General features: G+C 68.1%; 19 protein-coding genes. 9 read left to right on the plus strand and 10 right to left on the minus strand.

What is annotated here, in order from left to right; translation table 11 throughout:
- The first annotated feature begins 23 nt into the window (after positions 1–23).
- The 3 genes from ABZ827_RS11910 (at position 24) to ABZ827_RS11920 (ending at position 2,973) form a co-directional block, all read left to right on the plus strand.
- Positions 24–635 (plus strand): GNAT family N-acetyltransferase, encoded by a 612-nt coding sequence (locus tag ABZ827_RS11910; protein ID WP_357236165.1) that lies wholly within the window; start codon positions 24–26, stop codon positions 633–635.
- Between the two features lie 47 nt (positions 636–682).
- A complete protein-coding gene (gcvT, locus tag ABZ827_RS11915) occupies positions 683–1,777 on the plus strand; it encodes a glycine cleavage system aminomethyltransferase GcvT (protein ID WP_357236167.1) in 1,095 nt (364 codons plus the stop codon).
- Positions 1,778–1,872: 95 nt separating this feature from the next.
- Positions 1,873–2,973, plus strand: a complete 1,101-nt coding sequence (locus ABZ827_RS11920; protein WP_357236169.1) for a branched-chain amino acid aminotransferase — start codon at positions 1,873–1,875, stop codon at positions 2,971–2,973.
- 52 nt (positions 2,974–3,025) lie between these two features.
- Here the strand turns inward: ABZ827_RS11920 and ABZ827_RS11925 are convergent, their stop codons facing one another.
- The 6 genes from ABZ827_RS11925 to ABZ827_RS11950 all read right to left on the minus strand — a co-directional run bounded on the left by ABZ827_RS11925 (position 3,026) and on the right by ABZ827_RS11950 (position 7,985).
- Positions 3,026–3,739 (minus strand): MBL fold metallo-hydrolase, encoded by a 714-nt coding sequence (locus ABZ827_RS11925; protein WP_357236171.1) that lies wholly within the window; start codon positions 3,737–3,739, stop codon positions 3,026–3,028.
- A gap of 91 nt (positions 3,740–3,830) precedes the next feature.
- Positions 3,831–4,580, minus strand: coding sequence for an adenosylcobinamide-GDP ribazoletransferase (locus tag ABZ827_RS11930; RefSeq protein ID WP_357236173.1), 750 nt, complete (start codon positions 4,578–4,580; stop codon positions 3,831–3,833).
- Positions 4,581–4,605: 25 nt separating this feature from the next.
- On the minus strand, positions 4,606–5,673 hold the full coding sequence (gene cobT / locus ABZ827_RS11935; RefSeq protein WP_357236175.1) for a nicotinate-nucleotide--dimethylbenzimidazole phosphoribosyltransferase: 1,068 nt from the start codon (positions 5,671–5,673) through the stop codon (positions 4,606–4,608).
- A 176-nt stretch (positions 5,674–5,849) separates the two neighbouring features.
- The gene (locus tag ABZ827_RS11940; RefSeq protein ID WP_357236177.1) at positions 5,850–6,521 is read right to left on the minus strand and encodes a maleylpyruvate isomerase family mycothiol-dependent enzyme; all 672 of its coding nucleotides are present in this window, start codon (positions 6,519–6,521) and stop codon (positions 5,850–5,852) included.
- A gap of 209 nt (positions 6,522–6,730) precedes the next feature.
- Positions 6,731–7,297 (minus strand): bifunctional adenosylcobinamide kinase/adenosylcobinamide-phosphate guanylyltransferase, encoded by a 567-nt coding sequence (gene cobU / locus ABZ827_RS11945; RefSeq protein WP_357236179.1) that lies wholly within the window; start codon positions 7,295–7,297, stop codon positions 6,731–6,733.
- A gap of 7 nt (positions 7,298–7,304) precedes the next feature.
- Positions 7,305–7,985 (minus strand): DUF3043 domain-containing protein, encoded by a 681-nt coding sequence (locus ABZ827_RS11950; protein ID WP_357236180.1) that lies wholly within the window; start codon positions 7,983–7,985, stop codon positions 7,305–7,307.
- A gap of 251 nt (positions 7,986–8,236) precedes the next feature.
- Between ABZ827_RS11950 and ABZ827_RS11955 the strand changes: the two genes are divergently transcribed.
- Positions 8,237–8,593: an iron-sulfur cluster assembly accessory protein gene (locus ABZ827_RS11955; RefSeq protein WP_357236182.1), complete on the plus strand. Its 357-nt coding sequence runs from the start codon at positions 8,237–8,239 to the stop codon at positions 8,591–8,593.
- Between the two features lie 417 nt (positions 8,594–9,010).
- Positions 9,011–9,982 (plus strand): carbohydrate kinase family protein, encoded by a 972-nt coding sequence (locus ABZ827_RS11960; protein WP_357236184.1) that lies wholly within the window; start codon positions 9,011–9,013, stop codon positions 9,980–9,982.
- An 83-nt stretch (positions 9,983–10,065) separates the two neighbouring features.
- Here ABZ827_RS11960 and asnB read toward each other — a convergent pair whose 3' ends face one another.
- Positions 10,066–12,009 (minus strand): asparagine synthase (glutamine-hydrolyzing), encoded by a 1,944-nt coding sequence (gene asnB, locus ABZ827_RS11965; protein WP_357236186.1) that lies wholly within the window; start codon positions 12,007–12,009, stop codon positions 10,066–10,068.
- 342 nt (positions 12,010–12,351) lie between these two features.
- Between asnB and ABZ827_RS11970 the strand changes: the two genes are divergently transcribed.
- Positions 12,352–13,440 (plus strand): cytochrome c oxidase subunit II, encoded by a 1,089-nt coding sequence (locus ABZ827_RS11970; RefSeq protein ID WP_357236625.1) that lies wholly within the window; start codon positions 12,352–12,354, stop codon positions 13,438–13,440.
- Positions 13,441–13,453: 13 nt separating this feature from the next.
- Positions 13,454–13,870 (plus strand): cytochrome c oxidase subunit 4, encoded by a 417-nt coding sequence (locus tag ABZ827_RS11975; protein ID WP_357236188.1) that lies wholly within the window; start codon positions 13,454–13,456, stop codon positions 13,868–13,870.
- 125 nt (positions 13,871–13,995) lie between these two features.
- On the opposite strand, the gene ABZ827_RS11980 is transcribed toward ABZ827_RS11975, so the two are convergent.
- Both ABZ827_RS11980 and ABZ827_RS11985 read right to left on the minus strand, forming a co-directional pair.
- Positions 13,996–15,273 carry an FAD-binding oxidoreductase gene (locus tag ABZ827_RS11980; protein ID WP_357236190.1) on the minus strand — a complete coding sequence of 426 codons (1,278 nt, stop codon included), beginning with the start codon at positions 15,271–15,273 and terminating at the stop codon, positions 13,996–13,998.
- 396 nt (positions 15,274–15,669) lie between these two features.
- Positions 15,670–16,428: a sporulation protein gene (locus ABZ827_RS11985; RefSeq protein ID WP_357236192.1), complete on the minus strand. Its 759-nt coding sequence runs from the start codon at positions 16,426–16,428 to the stop codon at positions 15,670–15,672.
- Positions 16,429–16,595: 167 nt separating this feature from the next.
- Between ABZ827_RS11985 and ABZ827_RS11990 the strand changes: the two genes are divergently transcribed.
- Positions 16,596–17,909, plus strand: coding sequence for a hypothetical protein (locus tag ABZ827_RS11990; protein WP_357236194.1), 1,314 nt, complete (start codon positions 16,596–16,598; stop codon positions 17,907–17,909).
- Positions 17,906–18,790 carry a hypothetical protein gene (locus ABZ827_RS11995; protein ID WP_357236195.1) on the plus strand — a complete coding sequence of 295 codons (885 nt, stop codon included), beginning with the start codon at positions 17,906–17,908 and terminating at the stop codon, positions 18,788–18,790. Before ABZ827_RS11990 ends, ABZ827_RS11995 begins: the two co-directional genes overlap by 4 nt.
- Here ABZ827_RS11995 and ABZ827_RS12000 read toward each other — a convergent pair.
- Positions 18,699–19,424, minus strand: coding sequence for a phosphoribosylanthranilate isomerase (locus ABZ827_RS12000; RefSeq protein WP_357236197.1), 726 nt, complete (start codon positions 19,422–19,424; stop codon positions 18,699–18,701). The two genes, ABZ827_RS11995 and ABZ827_RS12000, sit on opposite strands and share 92 nt — an antisense overlap.
- Between the last annotated feature and the right edge of the window lies 1 nt (position 19,425).

The following is a 19,425-nucleotide window of genomic DNA, read 5'->3' on the forward strand; positions in this document are numbered from 1 at the left end:
ACCATTCACAAGGAGGCGGCGTCGTGGGTGCGGAACTGAGTGTGCGGCGGGCGGAACCAGGCGATTTCGACTCGCTGATGGTGGCGCTGCGCGAGGCGACTCCGGACGAGGCGGTGACGGAATGGATCATGCGCGGACATCCGCTGGATCAATTCCTCGACATCTATCTGCCCGAGATCATCGAACGCGGGCTCGGCGACGACGAGATCTGGATCGCGGGCGCCGAAGGCGCGATCTGGGCGGTCTCGGTCTGGCAGGCGGTCACCTCCGCCGAACGCCTGCTCGCCGACGCGGCCACCGCCCGTGAACACGCCGAGCGGGCGCCCGATATCCGTCCGCTGCAGCGCTCGGCGTATGTCACCGAGTTACTGGCCCGGGAACACCCCCGGCGGTTCCCGCATCGCTACCTGGAGTTGATCGTCACCGTTCCCCGGTATCGAGGGCAGGGTGCCGGCGCGGCGATCCTCGGCGACCGCACCCGGGCGCTGGCGGCCGCGGGGATGCCGGCCTATCTGGAGGCCAGTACCGAGCGGTCGTCGCGCCTGTACGCCCGGCAGGGATTCGTGCGAACGGGCGAGACCCATACCTTGCCGGAGGACGGTCCGACACTCATCCCCATGTGGTTCGAGGCCTGATCGCGTGGCCCACCCGTGCCGCGGCGGGGCCGGGATAAGCTCGCCGGGTGAGTGACGCCGGGCTGAAACAGGGACCTGTCCATGGAGTTCACGTCGAACTCGGTGCGAAATTCGCGCCGTTCGGCGGTTGGGAGATGCCGGTTTCCTACGCGGGGACCGTGGCCGAGCACACCGCGGTACGGGATTCGGTGGGGCTGTTCGATGTCAGTCACCTCGGCAAGGCGACCGTACGCGGCGCGGGGGCGGCGGAATTCGTGAACTCCGCACTGACCAACGATCTGGGACGGATCGGTCCGGGTAAAGCGCAGTACACGTTGTGCTGCACCGGCGACGGTGGCGTGGTCGACGATCTCATCACCTACTTCGTCCGTGACGACGAGATCTTCCTGGTACCGAACGCGGCGAACACCGCCACGGTGGTGGAACTGCTCGCGGCCGCCGCGCCGCCGCAGATCACCGTGCGGGACGAGCACCGTGAGTACGCGGTCTTCGCGGTGCAGGGTCCGCAATCGGAGCAGGTCCTCACGGAGCTGGGACTGCCCACGGATCTGTCGTATATGGCGTTCACCGACGCCGATTGGCGCGGGCAGCCCGTGCGGGTGTGCCGGACCGGCTACACCGGTGAACACGGGTACGAACTGCTGCCGCGCTGGGCCGGGGCCGAAACGCTGTTCCGGGCGCTGCTCGAGCAGGTGCGGGCGGCCGGCGGCCAGGTCGCCGGACTGGGCGCCCGCGACACCCTGCGCACCGAGATGGGCTACCCGCTGCACGGCCACGAACTGTCCACCGAGATCACGCCGGTACAGGCTCGGGCTTCCTGGGCCGTCGGCTGGGCGAAGGCGGATTTCTGGGGCAAGGCCGCCCTCGCGGCCGAACGGGCGGCCGGTGCCCGCCGGACGCTGCTGGGCCTGGAGGCGCTCGACCGCGGTATCCCGCGGGAGAACCAGACGGTGCGCCGGGACGGCCGCGAAGTCGGGGTGACCACCTCGGGCACCTTCTCGCCGACCCGGCAGATCGGGATCGCCCTGGCGCTGCTGGACCCGGCGCTCACACCGGGCAGCGAGGTCGAGGTCGACGTCCGGGGCCGGTCGCTGCGCTGCACCGTGGTGCGGCCACCGTTCGTCACCCCGCATACCAGCTGAACCGGGTGGCCGCCCCGGGCCGGTAGAGACTCGTGGGTCACACAACAACAGACCACCGCGGATTCGGCGCGGACACAGGACATAGACTGCTGGTCATGACCGCTGCTGCACAGTTCGCCCGTATCCCTCATCCTGCGCCCACCCCGGCGCAGCGGGTACAGGAGATTCTGGCGGCACCCGGGTTCGGCCGGTTCTTCACCGACCATATGGTCACCATCGATTACTCCGACGCCGACGGCTGGACCAACGCGGTCGTCGAACCCTACGGTTCGCTGACCCTGGACCCGGCGACCATGGTCTTCCACTACGGGCAGGCCATTTTCGAGGGCCTCAAGGCATACCGGCAGCCGGACGGGCAGGTCGCGTGTTTCCGGATCGATCAGAACGCCGCCCGGTTCCGCCGCTCCGCGCGCCGGATGGCGATGGCCGAACTACCCGAAGAACTGTTCGTCGAATCGGTGCGCCAGCTGCTCGAGGTCGACGCGTCGTGGGTGCCCGCCGCCGGCGGTGAGGAGTCGCTGTACCTGCGGCCGTTCATGTTCGCCACCGAATCGGGGCTGGGTGTGAAACCGGCCTCCTCGTACAAGTACCTGCTGCTCGGCTCGCCGGCCGGCGCCTATTTCCCGCGCGGTGTGAAACCGGTGCGGGTGTGGCTGTCCACCGAATACGTGCGGGCCGCACCGGGCGGTACCGGTGAGGCGAAGGTCGCCGGTAACTACGCGGCCTCGCTGCTGGCGCAGGCCGAGGCCACCGCCAAGGGCTGCGATCAGGTGGTGTGGCTGGATGCCTGCGAGCGCAATTACGTCGAGGAGATGGGCACCAACAACCTGTTCTTCGTGTACGGCTCCGGGGCCGACGCCCGGCTGGTGACTCCGGAACTGTCCGGGTCGCTGCTGCCCGGTATCACCCGTGATTCGCTGCTGACCCTGGCCGCCGATTCCGGCTACCCGGTCACCGAGCGCAAGATCTCGGTCGAGGACTGGCGCAAGGGGGCGGAATCCGGTGAGATCACCGAGGTTTTCGCCTGCGGTACCGCGGCAGTCATCACCCCGGTCGGTTCGGTGTGCGGCCCGGACGGCGAATTCTCGATCGGCGGCGGCGAGCCCGGCGAGGTGACCATGGCCCTGCGCGACACCCTCACCGGGATCCAGCGCGGCACCTTCGCCGATGTCCACCAGTGGATGCGGGTGCTCTGAGCCCCGCGGATATCCGGGTACCGGGCGGATACCGGTACCCGGACCGGCGGTATCAGCCGGGCATCAGGGCATGCCATTCGGCCAGCGAACGCGGGCGCAGCACGTAGTTGTTATCGCGGATCGCGTCCAGGGACGCATGCGGGTCGGCGGAGTACCAGTGGCCCGGGTAGACCTCCGGGTTGATCGGCATATCCGCCAGCGACCGCAGGCTGGCGAACATCGCCTCGGAATCCCCGCCCGGGAAATCGGTCCGGCCGCACCCATCGATGAACAGGGTGTCACCGGCGATGAGTTTGTCGTCGACGAGGAAGCATTGGCTGCCGGGGGTGTGGCCCGGGGTGTGCAGGAATTCGATATCGAAGGCGCCGACACCCAGTTTGTCGCCGTGGCCGTGCCCGGTGAGCTCACTGGGGGCGATCCCGGTGACATTCGACACCCAGGACTTCTCTTCGTCGTTCACATGAACCGGGACGGTGGTCTGTTCGAGCAGTTCCTTCACCCCGCGCAGCGTGAAACCCATCATGGAGCCGCCGATATGGTCGGGATGGTGGTGGGTGACCAGTACCCCGGACAGTTTCAGGCCGTCACTCTCGGCGATACCGGCCAGATCGCCCGCGGCGTAGGCCGGGTCCACGACGACACATTCGCCGGTGTCCCGGTCACCGATCAGATAGGCGAAATTGCGCATCTGCGTGGCGATCGGGTCGCCGATGGCGAAATCCCGGCCGGCCAGCAGTTGACGGAAATAGAGACGCTCGGCTGACATGCCTCCCACCTTATGGGCAGTGCCGCGGCGGTGAGACGCTGCGTTCGCAATATTGAGGTGGGGTGACATCAGAACGGTCCGGCTTTGTGGCTCAGACAGAATTCGCGGCCACCGCGAAGCCCAAGGCGGCAAGGGCGGTGGTGAGTTCGACGGCCGCGCCGAGCAGGTCGCCGGAGAGGCCGCCGATGCGGCGGACACCGTGATCGGCCAGCCGTACGGCGGCCAGTAGTGCGAGCAGCGCGACCAGCGTCCCGGCCCAGGCGAGTCCGGGTACGACGAAGACCGCCGCCACGGCGGCTCCCACACCCCACACCACGACCGCTGTCCGGGACTGCGTTCCCGCGACCAGGGCACCGAACCGGGTATCGGGAGCGGGTTCGATACCCCGGCGGCAGACGGCCACGACCGCGACCCGGCCCAGCGCCACCGCGACGACCACCGCGAACCAATGCCCGGAAGCGGCCAGGGCGGTGAACGCGCCGGCCTGGATACCGGCGGCCACCACGATGGCCGCCACCCCGAACGGCCCGGCACCGCCACTTTTCATGACTTCCCGGGCGCGCTCCGGCGGCCCGTAGACACCGAGGCCGTCGAACGTATCGGCCAGCCCGTCCAGATGCATACCCCGGGTCAGCAGGGCCAGTACCGCGACCGCGACGAATCCGGCCGCGGCGCCCGCCGGCGCGAGCAGCCACAGCACCGCCGCCGCCGCGATCCCGAGGGCGATTCCGGCGACCGGTGCCAGTGCGATCGCCCGCGCCGCCGCGCGGCGGTCGACCTCGGCCGGACCGCGCACCGGTAACACGGTGAGCCAGGAGAAGGTGAGACGGAGGGTCAGCACGGTGCCGGCCCGGGATGCGGTGCGGTCACTTCTGCAGATCGACGGAAGGGGCGGCGGCCGTGCTGACACCGGCGTCGGCGAAGGTCGCCATCTCGGCGAGCACGGCCACGGCGGAACGCAATACGGGCAGTGCCGTCAGCGCACCCGAACCTTCCCCGAGCCGCATCTCCAAGCCCAGTATCGGTTCGAGTTTCAGCTTGCTCAGCGCCGCGGTGTGGGCGGGTTCGGTGGAGCGGTGGGCCGCCACCCACCAGGCCGAGGCGCCGGCCGCCAGATCCTCCGCGACCAGCGCCGCGGCCGTCACGATCAACCCGTCGAGCAACACCGGCGTGCGCCGGGCCGCGGCCTGCGCCAGAAAACCGGTCATCGCCGCGATATCGGCGCCACCGGCCACCCGCAGCAATTCGATACCGTCACGGGCCACCGGCCGGGCGCGCCACATGGCGTCCCGGATCGCGGCGACCTTACGCATCCAGCCGTTATCGTCGACGCCCGTGCCGCGGCCCACCGCGCGGACCGGTTCGGTCGCGGTGAGGGTGGCGATCAGCACGGTCGCCGGGGTGGTGTTGCCGATACCCATATCGCCGGCGATGAGCAGATCGGCGCCCGCGTCGATCTCCTCGTCGGCGATCGCCCGGCCGGCGGCGAGCGCGGCGGCCGCTTCGCCGGCGCTCAATGCGTCCGCGCGGTCGATCGGGCCGCTGGACCGGCGGACCTTGTGCGCGCTCACGGCAGGATCGGTATCGGCGGCCACCGCGATATCCACGATTCGCACCGTGGCATCGGCGACACGGGCCAGCGCGTTGACGGCCGCCCCACCGCCCCGGAAATTGGCGACCATCTGCGCGGTGACCTCGCTCGGATACGCCGAGACTCCGTGTTCGGCCACCCCGTGGTCGCCGGCGAACACCACCACCCGCGCCCGCTGGAACTGCGCGGGCGGGCATACCCCCTGGCACGCCGCCACCCAGTTGCCCAGCTCCTCCAGCCGCCCCAGCGACCCCTGCGGTTTGGTCAGCGACGCCTGCCGCTGCTCGGCCGCCGCGCGGGCGCCGGCATCCGGCGGAGTAACGGGTGCGAATCCCTCTGTCACTGTTGGAGCCTTCCGATCGGGTAGATGTAGAGCGCCGCACGGCCCGGCGACCCGTCCCCGGTCCCGGCTGCCGACTCTCCGACAATATTGCCCGGACCGTTCCGGGACAGTGCGAGGCGCCCGCCCGTCGGTGTACTCGAGGTCCGGCTACCGTGCGCGCCGAAAGACCGAAAAGGTCACCCGGCCGCCCTGGACCGCAGCGTGGCCGCGCCTTCGCCGGTCAGTTCGGCGCAGTAGTCGTCGCGGCCCGCCAACGCCATCACCAGCGCCAGCGTGGTGCCCCGGACCTCCGGTCCGGCGCCGATATCGAACGGCCCGTCGGTCGCGACGAGGTGCAGTCCTTCGCGGATCGTGCGTCCGGAAACGGTGAAATCGCGCGCGGCGAAGAACCGCGCGACCTCGTTCACCGCCGTGGGGGCCGGGGTCGCGGCCAGCCCGAGTGGGCGGCGGATGTCCTGACCGTGCACCACGACCTCACCCAGCCAGGCCGGGGTGTGCCCGGAAGGAGCCGTCGTACTCGTGATCACCGCCCGGAAACGAGCCAGCGTCTCGGCGGGATCGGCGCCGCGATGTTCCAGCATCCTGCGCTGATTGTGCAGGTCGGCGTCGAAACGAGCGCCGAGCATACTGCGGATCCACCGCACCGGGCCGATACTCGCCGCCGCGGTGAGATGCGCGACGACCTCCTCGACCGTCCACTGTCCGCACAGTGAGGGAGTGGACCACTGGTCCGGGGTGAGGCCGGCGAGTTCATCGGCCAGTGCGGCCCGCTCCCGGTGAATTGCGGCCCAGACGTCGGCGCGCGGCATGGTCTCCACGGTGCCGATCGAAGCATGAGCGTCCGACATCGGCGAAGACACACCGTCCGCAGCGGGCAGGCGGGGCAGGCTCACCCGTGTGCAGTTGCCAGGGGCTCCGGCATCCGCGCACTCGGATTGCTCCGCCGCGAATCCGGTTACCTGGCTCCGCCCCGGCGATTCAGCTCCGCGGCATGCTGAGTTGGGTACGGGTCCTGGTTACCGAGGGCACGACTGTCCTCAGTTCGAGGCCGAGCGGCCTATTTCAGAAGCATCGGCAGGCCGGCCACGACGAAATAGACCTTGTCGCAGACCTGGGCGAGCCGCTGGTTGAGGGTGCCGATCTCGTCCCGGAAGAGCCGCCCGGAGCGGGTCGCCGGGATCACGCCGAGCCCCACCTCCGGGGTGACCAGCACCAGCCGGCCCGGGTACTGCGCTACGGCGGAGATCAGCGCGTCGACATCCGGTGTGATCGTGCCGCGCGGCTCCTCCCAGGCGCCGCGGGCGTCGAGGCGGGCGGTGAGCCAGGTGCCCATATCGTCGACGAGGGTCGCGCCGGGGTGGTCATCGTGGAGCACCGTCGCCGGATCGGCACCGTCGACGACGGTCCAATCGGCAGGGCGGCGGGCGCGATGCGCGGCGATCCGGGCGGCGAAATCGGTATCCGCGGGATCGGGGACAGCGGTGGCGAGATAGCGGACCGGCCCATTACCGGCCAAGGACTCGGCGAAGGCCGATTTCCCCGACCGCGCACCTCCGAGAACCAGGGTTCGCAGCCGGTTACCGGACGGATCGGGCCCGCTCGGTACGGGATCGGGGTGTGACACCCGTGGATCAGATCGCGTCGCCGGGGCCGACACGCGGTTTCGGCGCGCGCATCTTGCGCAACTGGGAGGCGCGGACGAAGGCGTACCAGCCCAGCCGGTATCCGGTATCGGTCTCCTTGGGGAAGCGCTCGCGCACCCGCCGGTTGACGATGCGGCCGAGCAGGAAACCCTCGGCGATCATGAACACCATCATGACCAGCATCGCCAGGGTGATGATCGACTGCCACGCCGGTGCCGCGAACATGGACAGGATCAGCAGCAGTGCCATCGGCATGAACAAGCCGACCAGATTGCGGCGGGCGTCGACGATATCGCGGACATAGGCCCGCAGGGGGCCCTGGTCACGCGGGAGCAGATATTTGTCCTCACCGGCGAGCATGCGGGCGCGGCGGTCCTGCGCGGCGGCGCGGCGTTCCGCGGAAGCCGCCTTGCGGTCCTCCTTGGAGCCACGGGTCTCCTTGCGGCGGGCCCGCGCTTCCTTGGAGGTCATGGGCGGTGGAGCGACCGGGCCGCGACGGCGGCCCTCGGCCTCGCGCCGGCTCGGCGTCGGCCGGCCCTTACCCGCGGTGGGGGCGGCTTTCGCCGCTGCCGTGTCGGCATCGGTGGAATTCGCAGTGGCGGTCGCGGCCCGAGAGCTGTCGGCGGGCACGTCGGTACCGCTGGACTCACCGCGTCGAAACAACTTCACGGTGACCAGGCTAATCGGTCGGCTGACCGGCTCGGAAGCCGGGCGGTTGCCAGGTGGGGCCGATCACCGCCCAGCCGGGCCGTGGCGGTTCTCACCCGCTGTGTCGACGGGTTCGTGCCGCGAAGGGGGACAGGTGCTGTGGCGGGCGGCGCCGGAGATGGCAAGATGGGGGAATAGCAGCCCGTCCGAGGGTGTTGAACCCTGAACCGTGCGCTGTTCACGGACCGACCACGCTGTCCATAGGAGAGTTCATGACTGTGCAGAACGAGACCGCCACCGAAACCCACGGCGTCAAGCTGACCGACGCGGCCGCGGGTAAGGCCAAGGCGCTGCTCGATCAGGAAGGCCGCGACGACCTCGCGCTGCGGATCGCGGTGCAGCCGGGCGGCTGTGCCGGTCTCCGCTACCAGCTCTTCTTCGACGACCGCACCCTCGACGGCGACCTCACCGTAGATTTCGGCGGCGTCACCCTGACCGTCGACCGGATGAGCGCCCCCTACGTACAGGGTGCCGCGATCGATTTCGTCGACACGATCGAGAAGCAGGGTTTCACCATCGACAACCCGAACGCCACCGGCTCCTGCGCCTGCGGCGACTCCTTCAACTGATATCCGCGGCGCCGCGGGTTTTCGGAACCCCTGCGCCACTACGTTCAGCCCGCGACAGCTTGCGGCCTCGCCGCCACTGTCTCGCGGGCTGAACCCATGCTGCGGCCGATACCTCGGGGGCTTCGGACCACCTGTCCGCTACGACCCTTCCCACGTTCTGCACATCCGGATGGTCTACTCCGTTGGTCGGGGCCCGCCCCGCGTCTGCAGCGACAGAGTGAAGGAGCGCAGCGACTGAGCGGCGGAGTGAAGACGCGGGGTTAATAGGGCTCCGACCCCGCGACGCCGGAGGCGGCGCCAAAAACACAGTCACCTTTTACTACACGTAGTCGTAGTACGGGTGAATTGATACGGTGATGGCGGGGCAAGCCCCCGTTTACCTCTAGTTCGCGCTTATTTCCGAAGGGGCCCAGTTACGTGTCCATAGCTGTATCCGCGTCCGTTGCGACGGACCACCTCATGCGTTTCCCCGGCCGCTTCGCCGACGCACTGCTGCCCGACCAGCTCGAGCATGTCTCGCTGAGCTTCCTCGTCGACGATCTGGTGATCCGCCGCGGCGGGGTGGGCGGCAATATCGCCTACGCCATGGGCCTGCTGGGCCGCTCTCCGCTGCTGATCGGTTCGGTGGGGCGCGATTTCGACGAATACCGGCAGTGGCTGGAGAGAAACGGCGTGGATTGTTCCGCGGTCCGGGTCTCCGAGACGGCGCATACCGCGCGGTTCGTCTGCACCACCGACGAGGATATGGCGCAGATCGCCTCGTTCTATCCCGGCGCGATGAGCGAGGCCGGCGATATCTCGCTCACCGCCCTCGCCGAACAGCGCAGCCTCGACCTCGTCCTGATCGGCGCCAACGATCCCGAGGCGATGCTGCGGCATACCGCCGAATGCCGTGAACTACATGTTCCCTTCGCCGCCGATCCCTCCCAGCAGCTCGCCCGGTTGGACGGCGATCAGGCGGTGCAGCTCATCGAGGGTTCCACCTATCTGTTCACCAACGAGTACGAGTGGGGTCTGCTGAAGCAGAAGACCGGCCTCACCGAAGACGAGATCGCCGCGCGAGTCGGTATCCGGGTGACGACCCTAGGCAAAGACGGTGTGCTGGTGGTCGATACCGACGGCACCGAGGTGAGGGTCGGCGCGGTACCGGAGAACGCCAAGGTCGACCCCACCGGCGTCGGTGACGCCTTCCGCGCAGGCTTCCTCACGGGCCATACCGCGGGCCTGAGCCTGCAGCGGTCCGCGGAGCTGGGTTCGCTGATCGCGGTCCTGGTCCTGGAAACGATGGGCACCCAGGAGTGGAGCCTGGATATCGATGCCGCGCTGAAGCGGCTCGGTGAGGCCTACGGAGCCGACGCGGCCGCGGAGATCGAGCCCCTGCTGCGCTGAGCGAACCCCGGTACCCGGCAGCATGAAGAATGCCCCGCTCGTCCGACGAGCGGGGCATTCGCCTTATCCGGGCCGCCGCTTCCCTAGACCTGCACCGGGTAGGTGGGTTCGGCGATCTCCGGTTTGATCCGGTCCTCGACGAAGATCCCGTGCCAGACCATGAACACCAGCAGCGTCCACAGCCGGCGGCTGTGATCGGACTCCCCGGCGCGGTGCGCGTCGAGCATCGCGGTGACAGCGGCCTTGTCGAGCAGGTGATCGGTCTGCGATTCGATGATCTGCTGCCGGGCCCAGTCGTAGAGTTCGGTACCCCGCAGCCAGTGCCGCAGCGGGACCGGGAAGCCGAGTTTCGCGCGGTGCAGAACATGCCCGGGGACGATGCCCTCGAGCGCCTGCCGTAGCGCGTACTTGGTCGTCTCCTTGGTGATCTTCTGTTCCAGCGGGATCTGTTCGGCCACCCGGAACACCTCGGTGTCCAGGAACGGCACCCGCAGCTCCAACGAATTGGCCATGGTCATCTTGTCGGCCTTGACGAGGATATCGCCGCGCAACCAGGTGAACAGGTCCAGATGCTGCATCCGCGTCACCGGATCCCATCCGGCCGATTGCCGGTAGATCGGGGCGGTCACGTCCTGGTGGGTCCATTCCGGGCGGAACTCCCGTAGTACCGACCGCAGCTGGGCGTCGCTGAAACTCCGCGCGTTGCCGTAATAGCGCTGTTCCAAGGTGAGCGACCCGCGATGCAGCAGGCTTTTGCCGCGCGTGCCCTCCGGGATCAGATCCGACACCTTGCCGGCCAGGCGGCGCAGCCCACCCGGCAGTTTGTCGAACGCCGCCAGTGACAGCGGCTCCCGGTAGATCGTGTAGCCGCCGAACAGCTCGTCGGCGCCCTCCCCGGAGAGAACGACCTTGACGTGCTTACGGGCCTCCTTGGCCACGAAGTACAGCGGCACCAGCGCCGGATCGGCCACCGGGTCGTCGAGATACCAGACGATCTCCGGGATGGCGGCGGCGAACTCGGCGGGGGAGACGACCTTGACGATATGCCGGGCCCCGATCGCCGCGGCACTCTCGGCCGCCACATCCACCTCGGAATAGCCCTCACGTTCGAAACCGGTGGTGAACGTGATGAGCTTCGGGTTGTGCCGCATGGCGAGCGCCGCGATGGCGGTGGAATCGATACCGCCGGACAGGAACGACCCGACGGTGACATCGGCGCGCATATGTTTGGCGACGGAGTCCTCGAGGGCCTCGGCGATCTCCCGGTACCGGGCCGCCTCGCTCCCCGCGGCGAACGGGCGGACATCGAACTTCGGTACGAAGTAGCGGGTCGTCACCGGGCGCTCACCCGGCCGCACGACCGCGTAACTGCCCGATTCCAGCCGGCGGATACCGGCGTGCAAGGTCTCCGGCTCGGGGACGTACTGCAGCACGGTGTAGTGCTCTAGCGCGCGATGCTCGAGGGATTCGTCCAGGCCGAGATCGGGCAGCAGCTCCAGCAGGCTTTTCTTCTCGCTACCGAACGCCGTGCCTCCGGGGCCGGTGGCCAGGAACAGCGGTTTGATACCGAACGGGTCGCGGGCGAGAAACAATTCCTCGCCGCGGGTATCCCAGATCGCGAAAGCGAACATGCCGCGCAGCCGCCGTACGGCGTCGGCGCCCCAATAGTGGAAGGCCGCCACGATGGCCTCGCCGTCGCCCTCGGTGGCGAACATGGGCCGATCACCGAACTCGGCGGCGTGGTCGCGGGCCAGTTCCTCCCGCAACTCCAGATAGTTGTAGATCTCGCCGTTGAAGGTGAGGGCGTAACGCTCCGGATCATCGGCCGGTCCCCAGCGCAGCGGCTGATGCGAATGTTCGATATCGATGATCGAGAGCCGGTTGAAGCCGAAGATCAACCGATCGTCGTGCCAGGTGCCGCGCTCGTCCGGGCCGCGGTGCCGTACACAGTGAAGGGCGTCGTACACCCGTTCCACTGTCTCCGGCGCCGCACTATCGGACGTCAGAAATCCGAGCAGTCCACACACTGCGTCGCTGACCTCGTTTCCTCTGGTCGGGGATCCGCGCCGAGGGAAGGCGGGCGCGGCGGGCGAAATCTAGTGTCCGAGTATGCCGCACCCCCGGTTTCCACGTGCGATACACCTCCGTTCTGCGGCTACGCTGTCGCGCGGAGTGTCGAAGCCGACCCGACGGCGTACCGGGCGCATGTTTGGTCTACGCTGCGTAGTACTCGGACTGTTCCGGGTGGTGCCGCGTGGTGCGCGGAGCCGCCCGAACGGCCGAGGAGCTGTTTTTCTGTATCACCGGAGGCGGGTCCTCGCCGCCGTGGATGCGATGTCGGTATGTGTGGCGACCAGGAAGGCGTGAGCGTGGCGCACAAGGCGAGCGACGAGATCGGGGCACGGCCTGCCCGGCGGCGGGGTAGTGTGCTGCGGCGGGCCGGACTGGCGGTTTCCCTCGGGATCACTGCGATCCTCGTCTCCGGCTGCTCGATCGACAATGTGTGGTTGCGGTTCGGCTGGCCCTCGGGTGTTACCCCGCAGGCGCACCGGATGCGGGAACTGTGGACGTGGTCGGTCGTCGCCGCCCTCATCATGGGTGTGCTGGTCTGGGGTCTCACCTTCTGGACCGTCATCTTCCACCGCAAGAAGAAGAACTCCCCGGAGTTCCCGCGGCAGACCGGCTACAACGTGCCGCTCGAGCTGACCTACACGGCGATCCCGTTCGTCATCATCGCGGTGCTGTTCTACTTCACCGTGGTCGTGCAGAACTACGTGCACGAGAAGGTCGACAACCCGGACGTGGTCGTCGACGTCACCGCGTTCCAGTGGAACTGGAAGTTCGGTTACCGCAATGTGGACCTGAAGAACGGCTTCACCTACAACGGCATCGACACCGCGCGTGAAGGCCTGAACCAGGAACAGCTGCAGGAGTACGCCGAGCGCAAGAACGACCACGGCCACGAGCAGCCGGGCCCGATCCACGGCCGCCCGGAGAACGATATTCTCTCGTACCTGCACTACGACAAGATCGAAACGGTCGGTTCGAGCACCGAGGTGCCCATCCTGGTTCTGCCCACCGGCAAGCGGATCGAGTTCCAGCTGGCCGCCGCGGATGTCATCCACGCGTTCTGGGTTCCGGAGTTCCTGTTCAAACGGGACGTGATGCCGAACCCGAAGGAGAACAACTCCGATAACGTCTTCCAGATCAGCGAGATCGAGCGTGAGGGCGCGTTCGTGGGCCGCTGCGCGGAAATGTGCGGCACCTTCCACTCGATGATGAACTTCGAGGTCCGTGCGGTGACGCCGGAGAAGTTCCAGAACTACGTCAAGGCCCGGGAATCCGGTATGACCAACGCCGCGGCGCTGGAATCCATCGGCGAATCGCCGGTGGCCACCTCGACGCAGCCGTTCAACACCGATCGCACCCTCAAAACCGATGCCACCGAGAGCAAGTGAGGACTGATCTCCGATGAGGATCGAAGCACGACTGTTCGAACTGCTCACGGTGTTCTTCATCATCGTGGGCATCATCTACGGCTTCTTCACCGCGCAATCACGCACCGGTATCGAATGGGCCGGCACCACGGCGATCGTCCTCACCGCGGGCCTGTCCCTGATCATCGGCACGTATTTCCGTTTCGTGGCCCGCCGCCTCGACCTGCGGCCCGAGGACTTCGAAGACGCGGAGATCGTCGACGGCGCGGGCGACCTCGGGTTCTTCTCCCCGGGCAGCCCCTGGCCGATCCTGCTCGCGGGCGCGGCCTCGGTTACCGCGCTGGGCTTCGCTTTCTTCGAGCCCTGGTTGCTCGGGCTGGGTGTCATCCTGATTCTCACCGCTGCGGGCGGTCTGGTCTTCGAGTACTACCTCGGTCCCGAGAAGCACTGAGTTTCGGCGCCGTCTTCGTCGGCGCAAGGTCGGTAGTTCACCTGCCCGTTCCCGTGCGCCTCAGCAGAAACCCCGCCGTCCTCCCGGATGGCGGGGTTTCTCGTGTAGAGACTGGTCTACGCCATTCAGTCGAAGGATTCGTAGCGGATGCTGTGTTCCGACTGGCAGATCTCGTCGATGCCGGTGACGATATCGCGGAGTTGTTCGGAGGGAAGCGCATAGGGGCGGAGGCGGCAGGTGAAGGTGATCAGGCCGTGGTCGGTCTCCGGGAGACTGTTGGCCGTGGATTCGGCACGCAGATAGGCCGAGCGCACGCCGTAGGTCATCGCCGAGATCACCGTGAAGCAGCCGGTGCGTTCCCGGTGCCCGTTGAACAGATCGTAGAGGCGGTAGAAGACCGAGGTGTAGTTGGACAGCGGTGCGAATACGCCGACCCGGTAGGCGGGGCCGCGTTCCGAGGAGCTGATCACCGTATCCGCGAGGAACTCCGCGTCGCGCAGTGTGAGTACCTTCGGGGTGAACATCACCGCGCCGGCCGCCGCGTTCCGGACCGGCATACCGGCTTTGCCGCTGCTGGCCGAGGCGATGGCACCGAGCGATCTCCGGGCCCGGCTGCCGACCTCGCGGCGGGCGCGCAGCGAGCGGGTCGGCGCGGTGGGGTAGAGGCTGGACCACTGGCCGAAACGGACCGTGCCCAGTTGGACCTGCCCGGTGCCGGCCGGTCGGGACACTTTGAGCGGTGCGGTATCGACCCAGCGGCCCACCTGCAGTACCGCGTCGCGGGGTTTGCCGACCTCGTTGTAGGCGTAGTCCACGAAACTGTCGAAATCGAGGAACCGGTGCGAATCGGTGGACAGCCAGGTGTTGTCCTTGTCGACCTCGACGGCCTCCAGCGTGAGCGCGGTGATGATGCCGGCCCGGCCGCCCGCACCCATGATGCGGTGGAAGCGTTCGGTGTGGTGGGTGCGGCCGCAGGTGCCGATCCGGCCGTCGGTGTCGACGTATTCGAGGTCTGCGATCTGATCGATGAACATCCCGTACCGGTGCGAGGCGGTACTCACCCCGCCCACCGAGGCGAAACCGCCGGCGGTGATATCCCGGTGGTCGCCGACCACCGGTAGTCCCAGCCCGTGCGCGCTCAGCCGCCGATCGATATCGGACAGCCGGGCGCCCGCCTGGACCCGGACGGTCCGGCGGCCCAGGTTGAGATCGACGATCGCGTTCATGCGGCGCAGCGAGACCACCGTCTGCTGATCGGGCAGGCTGAGGCCGTCGGTGGCGGGATCGCCCCCGTGGACGGTGAGCGGCCTGGACTGGTCTCTGGAATTCCGCACGGTGCGAACGACATCCGCCGTGTCGCGAGGCAGGTACTCGGCGGGAGAAACAATGGGCGGCGTGCTCATGGCACGAGCTAACCACAGCCCGGCGGCGACGGCGATATCGAATCACGGATCCGTCCCCCTCCACCCGCGAACCATGACCCGCACCACCCCATAACCCACACGTTCCCCGGTTTGTCAGCCTTCCCGGGTGGGGCCCGCCCGGTTCTGGAGCGACCAGAGCGAAGGAGCGCAGCGACTGAGCGCCGGAAGTGAAGAACCGGGTTAATAGGGCCCCACCCTCGAGCCGCGGAGCGGCTCCAAAATTACAGCCCGCCCCTTCACGGATGGTTCATCTGGAAGCAGGGCCAGATTGGTCTACGCCGAGCGCGTCAGATGGTCTATGCCGAGAGCACGTCAGATCGTCAACGCCGAGAGCACGGTTGCCCCGCCCCCGGCGACGCCGAAGCGGCGCCACGACTACAGCAGACGCAACCGTTGCCCGATCACATCCACCCAGTTCACCTGTTCGAAAGTCGCGAAATCCACGCGGAGGGCGTCATGTACATCGCGCCCCGGGGAGAACAGGAGAGCGCGTTTATCGGCCTCCATCACCACAGTCATACCGTGTGCATCGGCCAGGAAGGTCACCTCGAGCTGGTTCAGTCCCGGAAAGCCGGGCGAAGGACCGAATTCGATCTCCTGGAAGAACGGGAGCTGATGCGGGATCCGGTCCACCCGGCCCGCCTCCACATCGGCGTGCCGCAGCCCGAAACCCCATGCTTCGACCGCTGCGAGCACGACATGCTGCGCGGGCAGGGCACCCACGCCGATGGGATCGGTATCCGCGGCGTCGAATCCACCGTCCACATCGACTCGGGTGCGCACCGCCACCGCGGTGCCGTGCAGATGCCGCCCGTTGTAGAAAGTGATCGGCGTTTCCCACGGTGTCAGCAACTCGAACCGGCCTTCGAGCGGGTGGCCGGGGAGTAGTTCGAACGGCCCGAACACCGGCTGCCGCGCGAACGCCATATCGACCAGGTGCTCCCGGTCGTCGTATTCGCGTTCGGCCCGGGTGATCAGCTCGACGGCAACCCCGTTGATGTGGACAGGGCGCTCCTTACAGCGAATCCGGATCACCCCTTGGACCGGCTGTCCGGGCTGTACTCCCGGTGTGAAGAGCTCGGTCTCCACCTCGGCCGAATTCTTGCCGAGCGCGCCCAGCAGCGTCTTGAACATCCGAACCCTCTCCCTGCGCCCCTCCGCGAATCCGTCCATCGCCGTGGGGTGATCGGATCAGCCGCTCAGCGGCGAATCCCCCGTTTCGTGTCGGAGCGTACCGGTAGCGTGGTCAGCGGTCCTGGGCGCCTGGGGAATCCGGCCTCGGCGGTGCGGGAGGAGGTCGCATGTCCGATATCGAGCAGCGGATCGATTGGGCTGTCGAATGGCTGCATCGCAGTCAGGCCAGCGTGCGTAACGGCGGCGCCGGCTGGGGGTGGTTGTCCGATGTTCTACCGAATCCGCAGAACACCGCGGAGGTCGTGGTCGCGCTGACCTCGGCCGGCCGGCCGGTTCCGCGGCTGCCCGAGGTGCGCACCCTGGTGCGGCGCGATGTCGTCGACACCGACAGCGGTGAGTGGGTGTTCCGGTCGCCTATCGACTTGTCCTGGCGGTTGCGGGCGCTGGGCTGTCTCGGGGTGCCGCCTACCGATCCCGTGGTGGTGCAGTGCCTGCGGGAGCTGTATGCCACGCGGGATGCGGACAGTCGCGGATGGCGGTTGTCCGAGTCGGTCGGCCCCATCTCGCTCACGGCCACCACGGCCGCCCTGCACGCGCTCGCCGGTCTGGCCGGTACCGACGAGTCGGCGGCCGAGGCGCTGGTGCAGGGCACTTCCCTGGTGGTCTCGATGATGCTCGACGACGATCCCCGTGCACAGCCGGTCTACGCGTGTGCGCATATCGCGCTGCTGCTGTCCCGGCCGGAAATCGCGGCTGTAGGAGGGAAACGAGTAGACAAAGCCCGGACGCTGACGGTGGAGCGAATGCTGTACGCCTTGCGAAACGGTACGGCCGGGGCCGAGGAGGAGTCGTTCCGGGACGGGTTGATGGCGGCCACTTGGCGCCATCTGGGCCTGCACCTGGCCGTCGGTGCTGTGGTGACGGCCGAGGAACGTGCCGTTTTCGACCCCGGAGTGCGCCGCGGTCTGGTGGAACTGCTCGAGCTGCAGGAGACGCAGGAGGCCTCGGCCGTGCGTGGCGGGTTCCGGACTTCCGCCGGTGGTTTCATCACCTCGTTCGCGACAGTGCAGGGTCTGGAGGCGATGCTCGCGGTGCGCCGGCTGGTGAACGAGCGCGTCAATCCGGGGGTGGTTTTCGACATCATCTGCCGTGAGCAGGGTGCTCATCCGAGGGACGCGCAGCAAGTCGTGGGCCATCGGGGGCGCACCGTGTTGATGAACAGTTACGCCGGTGGGCTCACTCTGGCCGCGGCGGCTCCCGCCGGTCTGACGATCGCGCTGCTGGCACTACTGTTCGCCGACGATCTAGGTGTGATCGCGAGCCGCTCACTGGTCGTGTGGGGCACGTTCTTCATCGCGCTCGGCACCTATACCGGGATCGCGACCCGGTTGCCGTCGGTGCCGAAGGGGCGGACGGCCGCCGCTGTGTTCGCGGCCTACACCGCCGTCATCCTGCCGGTCGTGACCTTCCTGCTCTCGTGAGGGAGTCCTGGCGAGGGCTGCTCCTGCTCATCGTGGCGACCAGCCTGTGGGGAGCATCCAGCGCGGGCATCGCCGGGGTGGGTGCCGCGGGGGCCGCGGCTGTCCCGGTGGCGGTGGGCGGGGCGGTGGTGTTACTGGGCTTCGCGGTGGTCCGCGGGACCGCTCCGTGGCGAGATTTCCGGAGTGCGCCGGGGCTCTTCCTGCGGCTCGGCGTACTCGAGGTGCTGAATCTGGTGTCGTACGTCGCCGCCCTGCATATCGGACCACTGCCGGTGGTGGTCGCATTGCACCTCACGGCACCCGTACTGCTGATCGTGGTGCGGATCGTGCGCGGCCGGCGGGCGGTCACCGTGACGGTCGCGGCGGAACTGGTCGCGATCGGCGCGGCGATCTGGCTGGTCGCCGGGCACCGACCGGCCGATACGGCGCTCGGTCCCGCATTGGCCGGTTGCGCGCTCGCGCTGCTGAGCGCGGCATGTGTGGCGCGGTTGATCACGCTGGTGGTCCGGGAATCCGCGGGCCGGCCCAGCGGGTCGGCGGCAGGGCTGCAGCTGCTCACAGCGGCGATACTGGGTACGCCGCTGTTCGGGTTGGCGGTGCTCATCGGACAGGGGCCGACAGCCGGGCAATCGGCGGTGCTCGCCGCGATCGGGGCACTGCTGCTCGGCCCGGGTTTTGCCTGCTATTGGCTGGCGCTACGACATCTCGACGAGGTGACCGCGGGACTTGTCGGGCTCAACGAGGCGGTGATCGCGACGGTGGCCGGAGCCATGGTGGTGGGCTCCGAAATCACCGTGGCGACCCTGATGGCAGGAGTCCTCGTGCTCGGGGCCGTCGGACTGGAACTGGGTAGCCCGGCTCGCGCTCGTGCGCAGTCTTGACGAACGCGGCACACGCCGAGAAGTCCTTGTCCCCGGTTTCGGTTTCGACACCGCTGTTCACATCCACGCCGAACGGGTGCACAGCGTCGATCGCCTCGTCGACGTTGTCCGCGGTCAGTCCGCCCGCCAGGATCACCGGCCGGCCCAGGCGGGCGAGTTCGCCGACGATCAGGGCACTGACCGCCCAGTCGTGCGTGCGACCGGTGCCGCCGAGCCGGTCGGCGGTACGGGAATCGAGGAGTACGGCATCGCAGTCCGCGGCGATATCCGTGGCCCGGGCGACCGCGTCGAGACCGGTGACGTGAACTGCTCGCACAATGGTGCGGCCGTGCGCGCCGTCGTGGACCGCCCGCAACGTGTCACGATCGACGAGGCCGTGGACCTGGATGGTATCGGCACCGATCCGGTCGGCGAGATCGAGAATGGCGTGAGCGTCCACGAGATGGGTCACCAAGACCCGGTTGACCAGGGAAGGAGTGGCGGCGCACAGTTCCGCCGCGACCTCGGGGGTCAGCGCATCTTCGCTGGTGTGAGTTGTTCCGGAAATGAATCCGACGGCGTCCGCACCGGCGCCGACCGCCGTTTCCAGGTCGGCCCTGGACCGGATCCCGCAAACCTTCGCGCGAACAGTCACG

The organism is Nocardia sp. NPDC019395 (genome assembly GCF_040632335.1).
In the GTDB taxonomy this organism is placed as follows: domain Bacteria; phylum Actinomycetota; class Actinomycetes; order Mycobacteriales; family Mycobacteriaceae; genus Nocardia.

What these genes read in the sequence shown, in the direction of transcription:
- ABZ827_RS11920 (WP_357236169.1), top strand. Translation starts at nt 1,873, where the DNA reads ATGACCGCTGCTGCACAGTTCGCCCGTATCCCTCATCCTGCGCCCACC.
- ABZ827_RS11925 (WP_357236171.1), bottom strand. Translation starts at nt 3,739, where the DNA reads ATGTCAGCCGAGCGTCTCTATTTCCGTCAACTGCTGGCCGGCCGGGAT.
- ABZ827_RS11940 (WP_357236177.1), bottom strand. Translation starts at nt 6,521, where the DNA reads ATGTCGGACGCTCATGCTTCGATCGGCACCGTGGAGACCATGCCGCGC.
- ABZ827_RS11955 (WP_357236182.1), top strand. Translation starts at nt 8,237, where the DNA reads ATGACTGTGCAGAACGAGACCGCCACCGAAACCCACGGCGTCAAGCTG.
- ABZ827_RS11975 (WP_357236188.1), top strand. Translation starts at nt 13,454, where the DNA reads ATGAGGATCGAAGCACGACTGTTCGAACTGCTCACGGTGTTCTTCATC.
- ABZ827_RS11980 (WP_357236190.1), bottom strand. Translation starts at nt 15,273, where the DNA reads ATGAGCACGCCGCCCATTGTTTCTCCCGCCGAGTACCTGCCTCGCGAC.
- ABZ827_RS11985 (WP_357236192.1), bottom strand. Translation starts at nt 16,428, where the DNA reads ATGTTCAAGACGCTGCTGGGCGCGCTCGGCAAGAATTCGGCCGAGGTG.
- ABZ827_RS11990 (WP_357236194.1), top strand. Translation starts at nt 16,596, where the DNA reads ATGTCCGATATCGAGCAGCGGATCGATTGGGCTGTCGAATGGCTGCAT.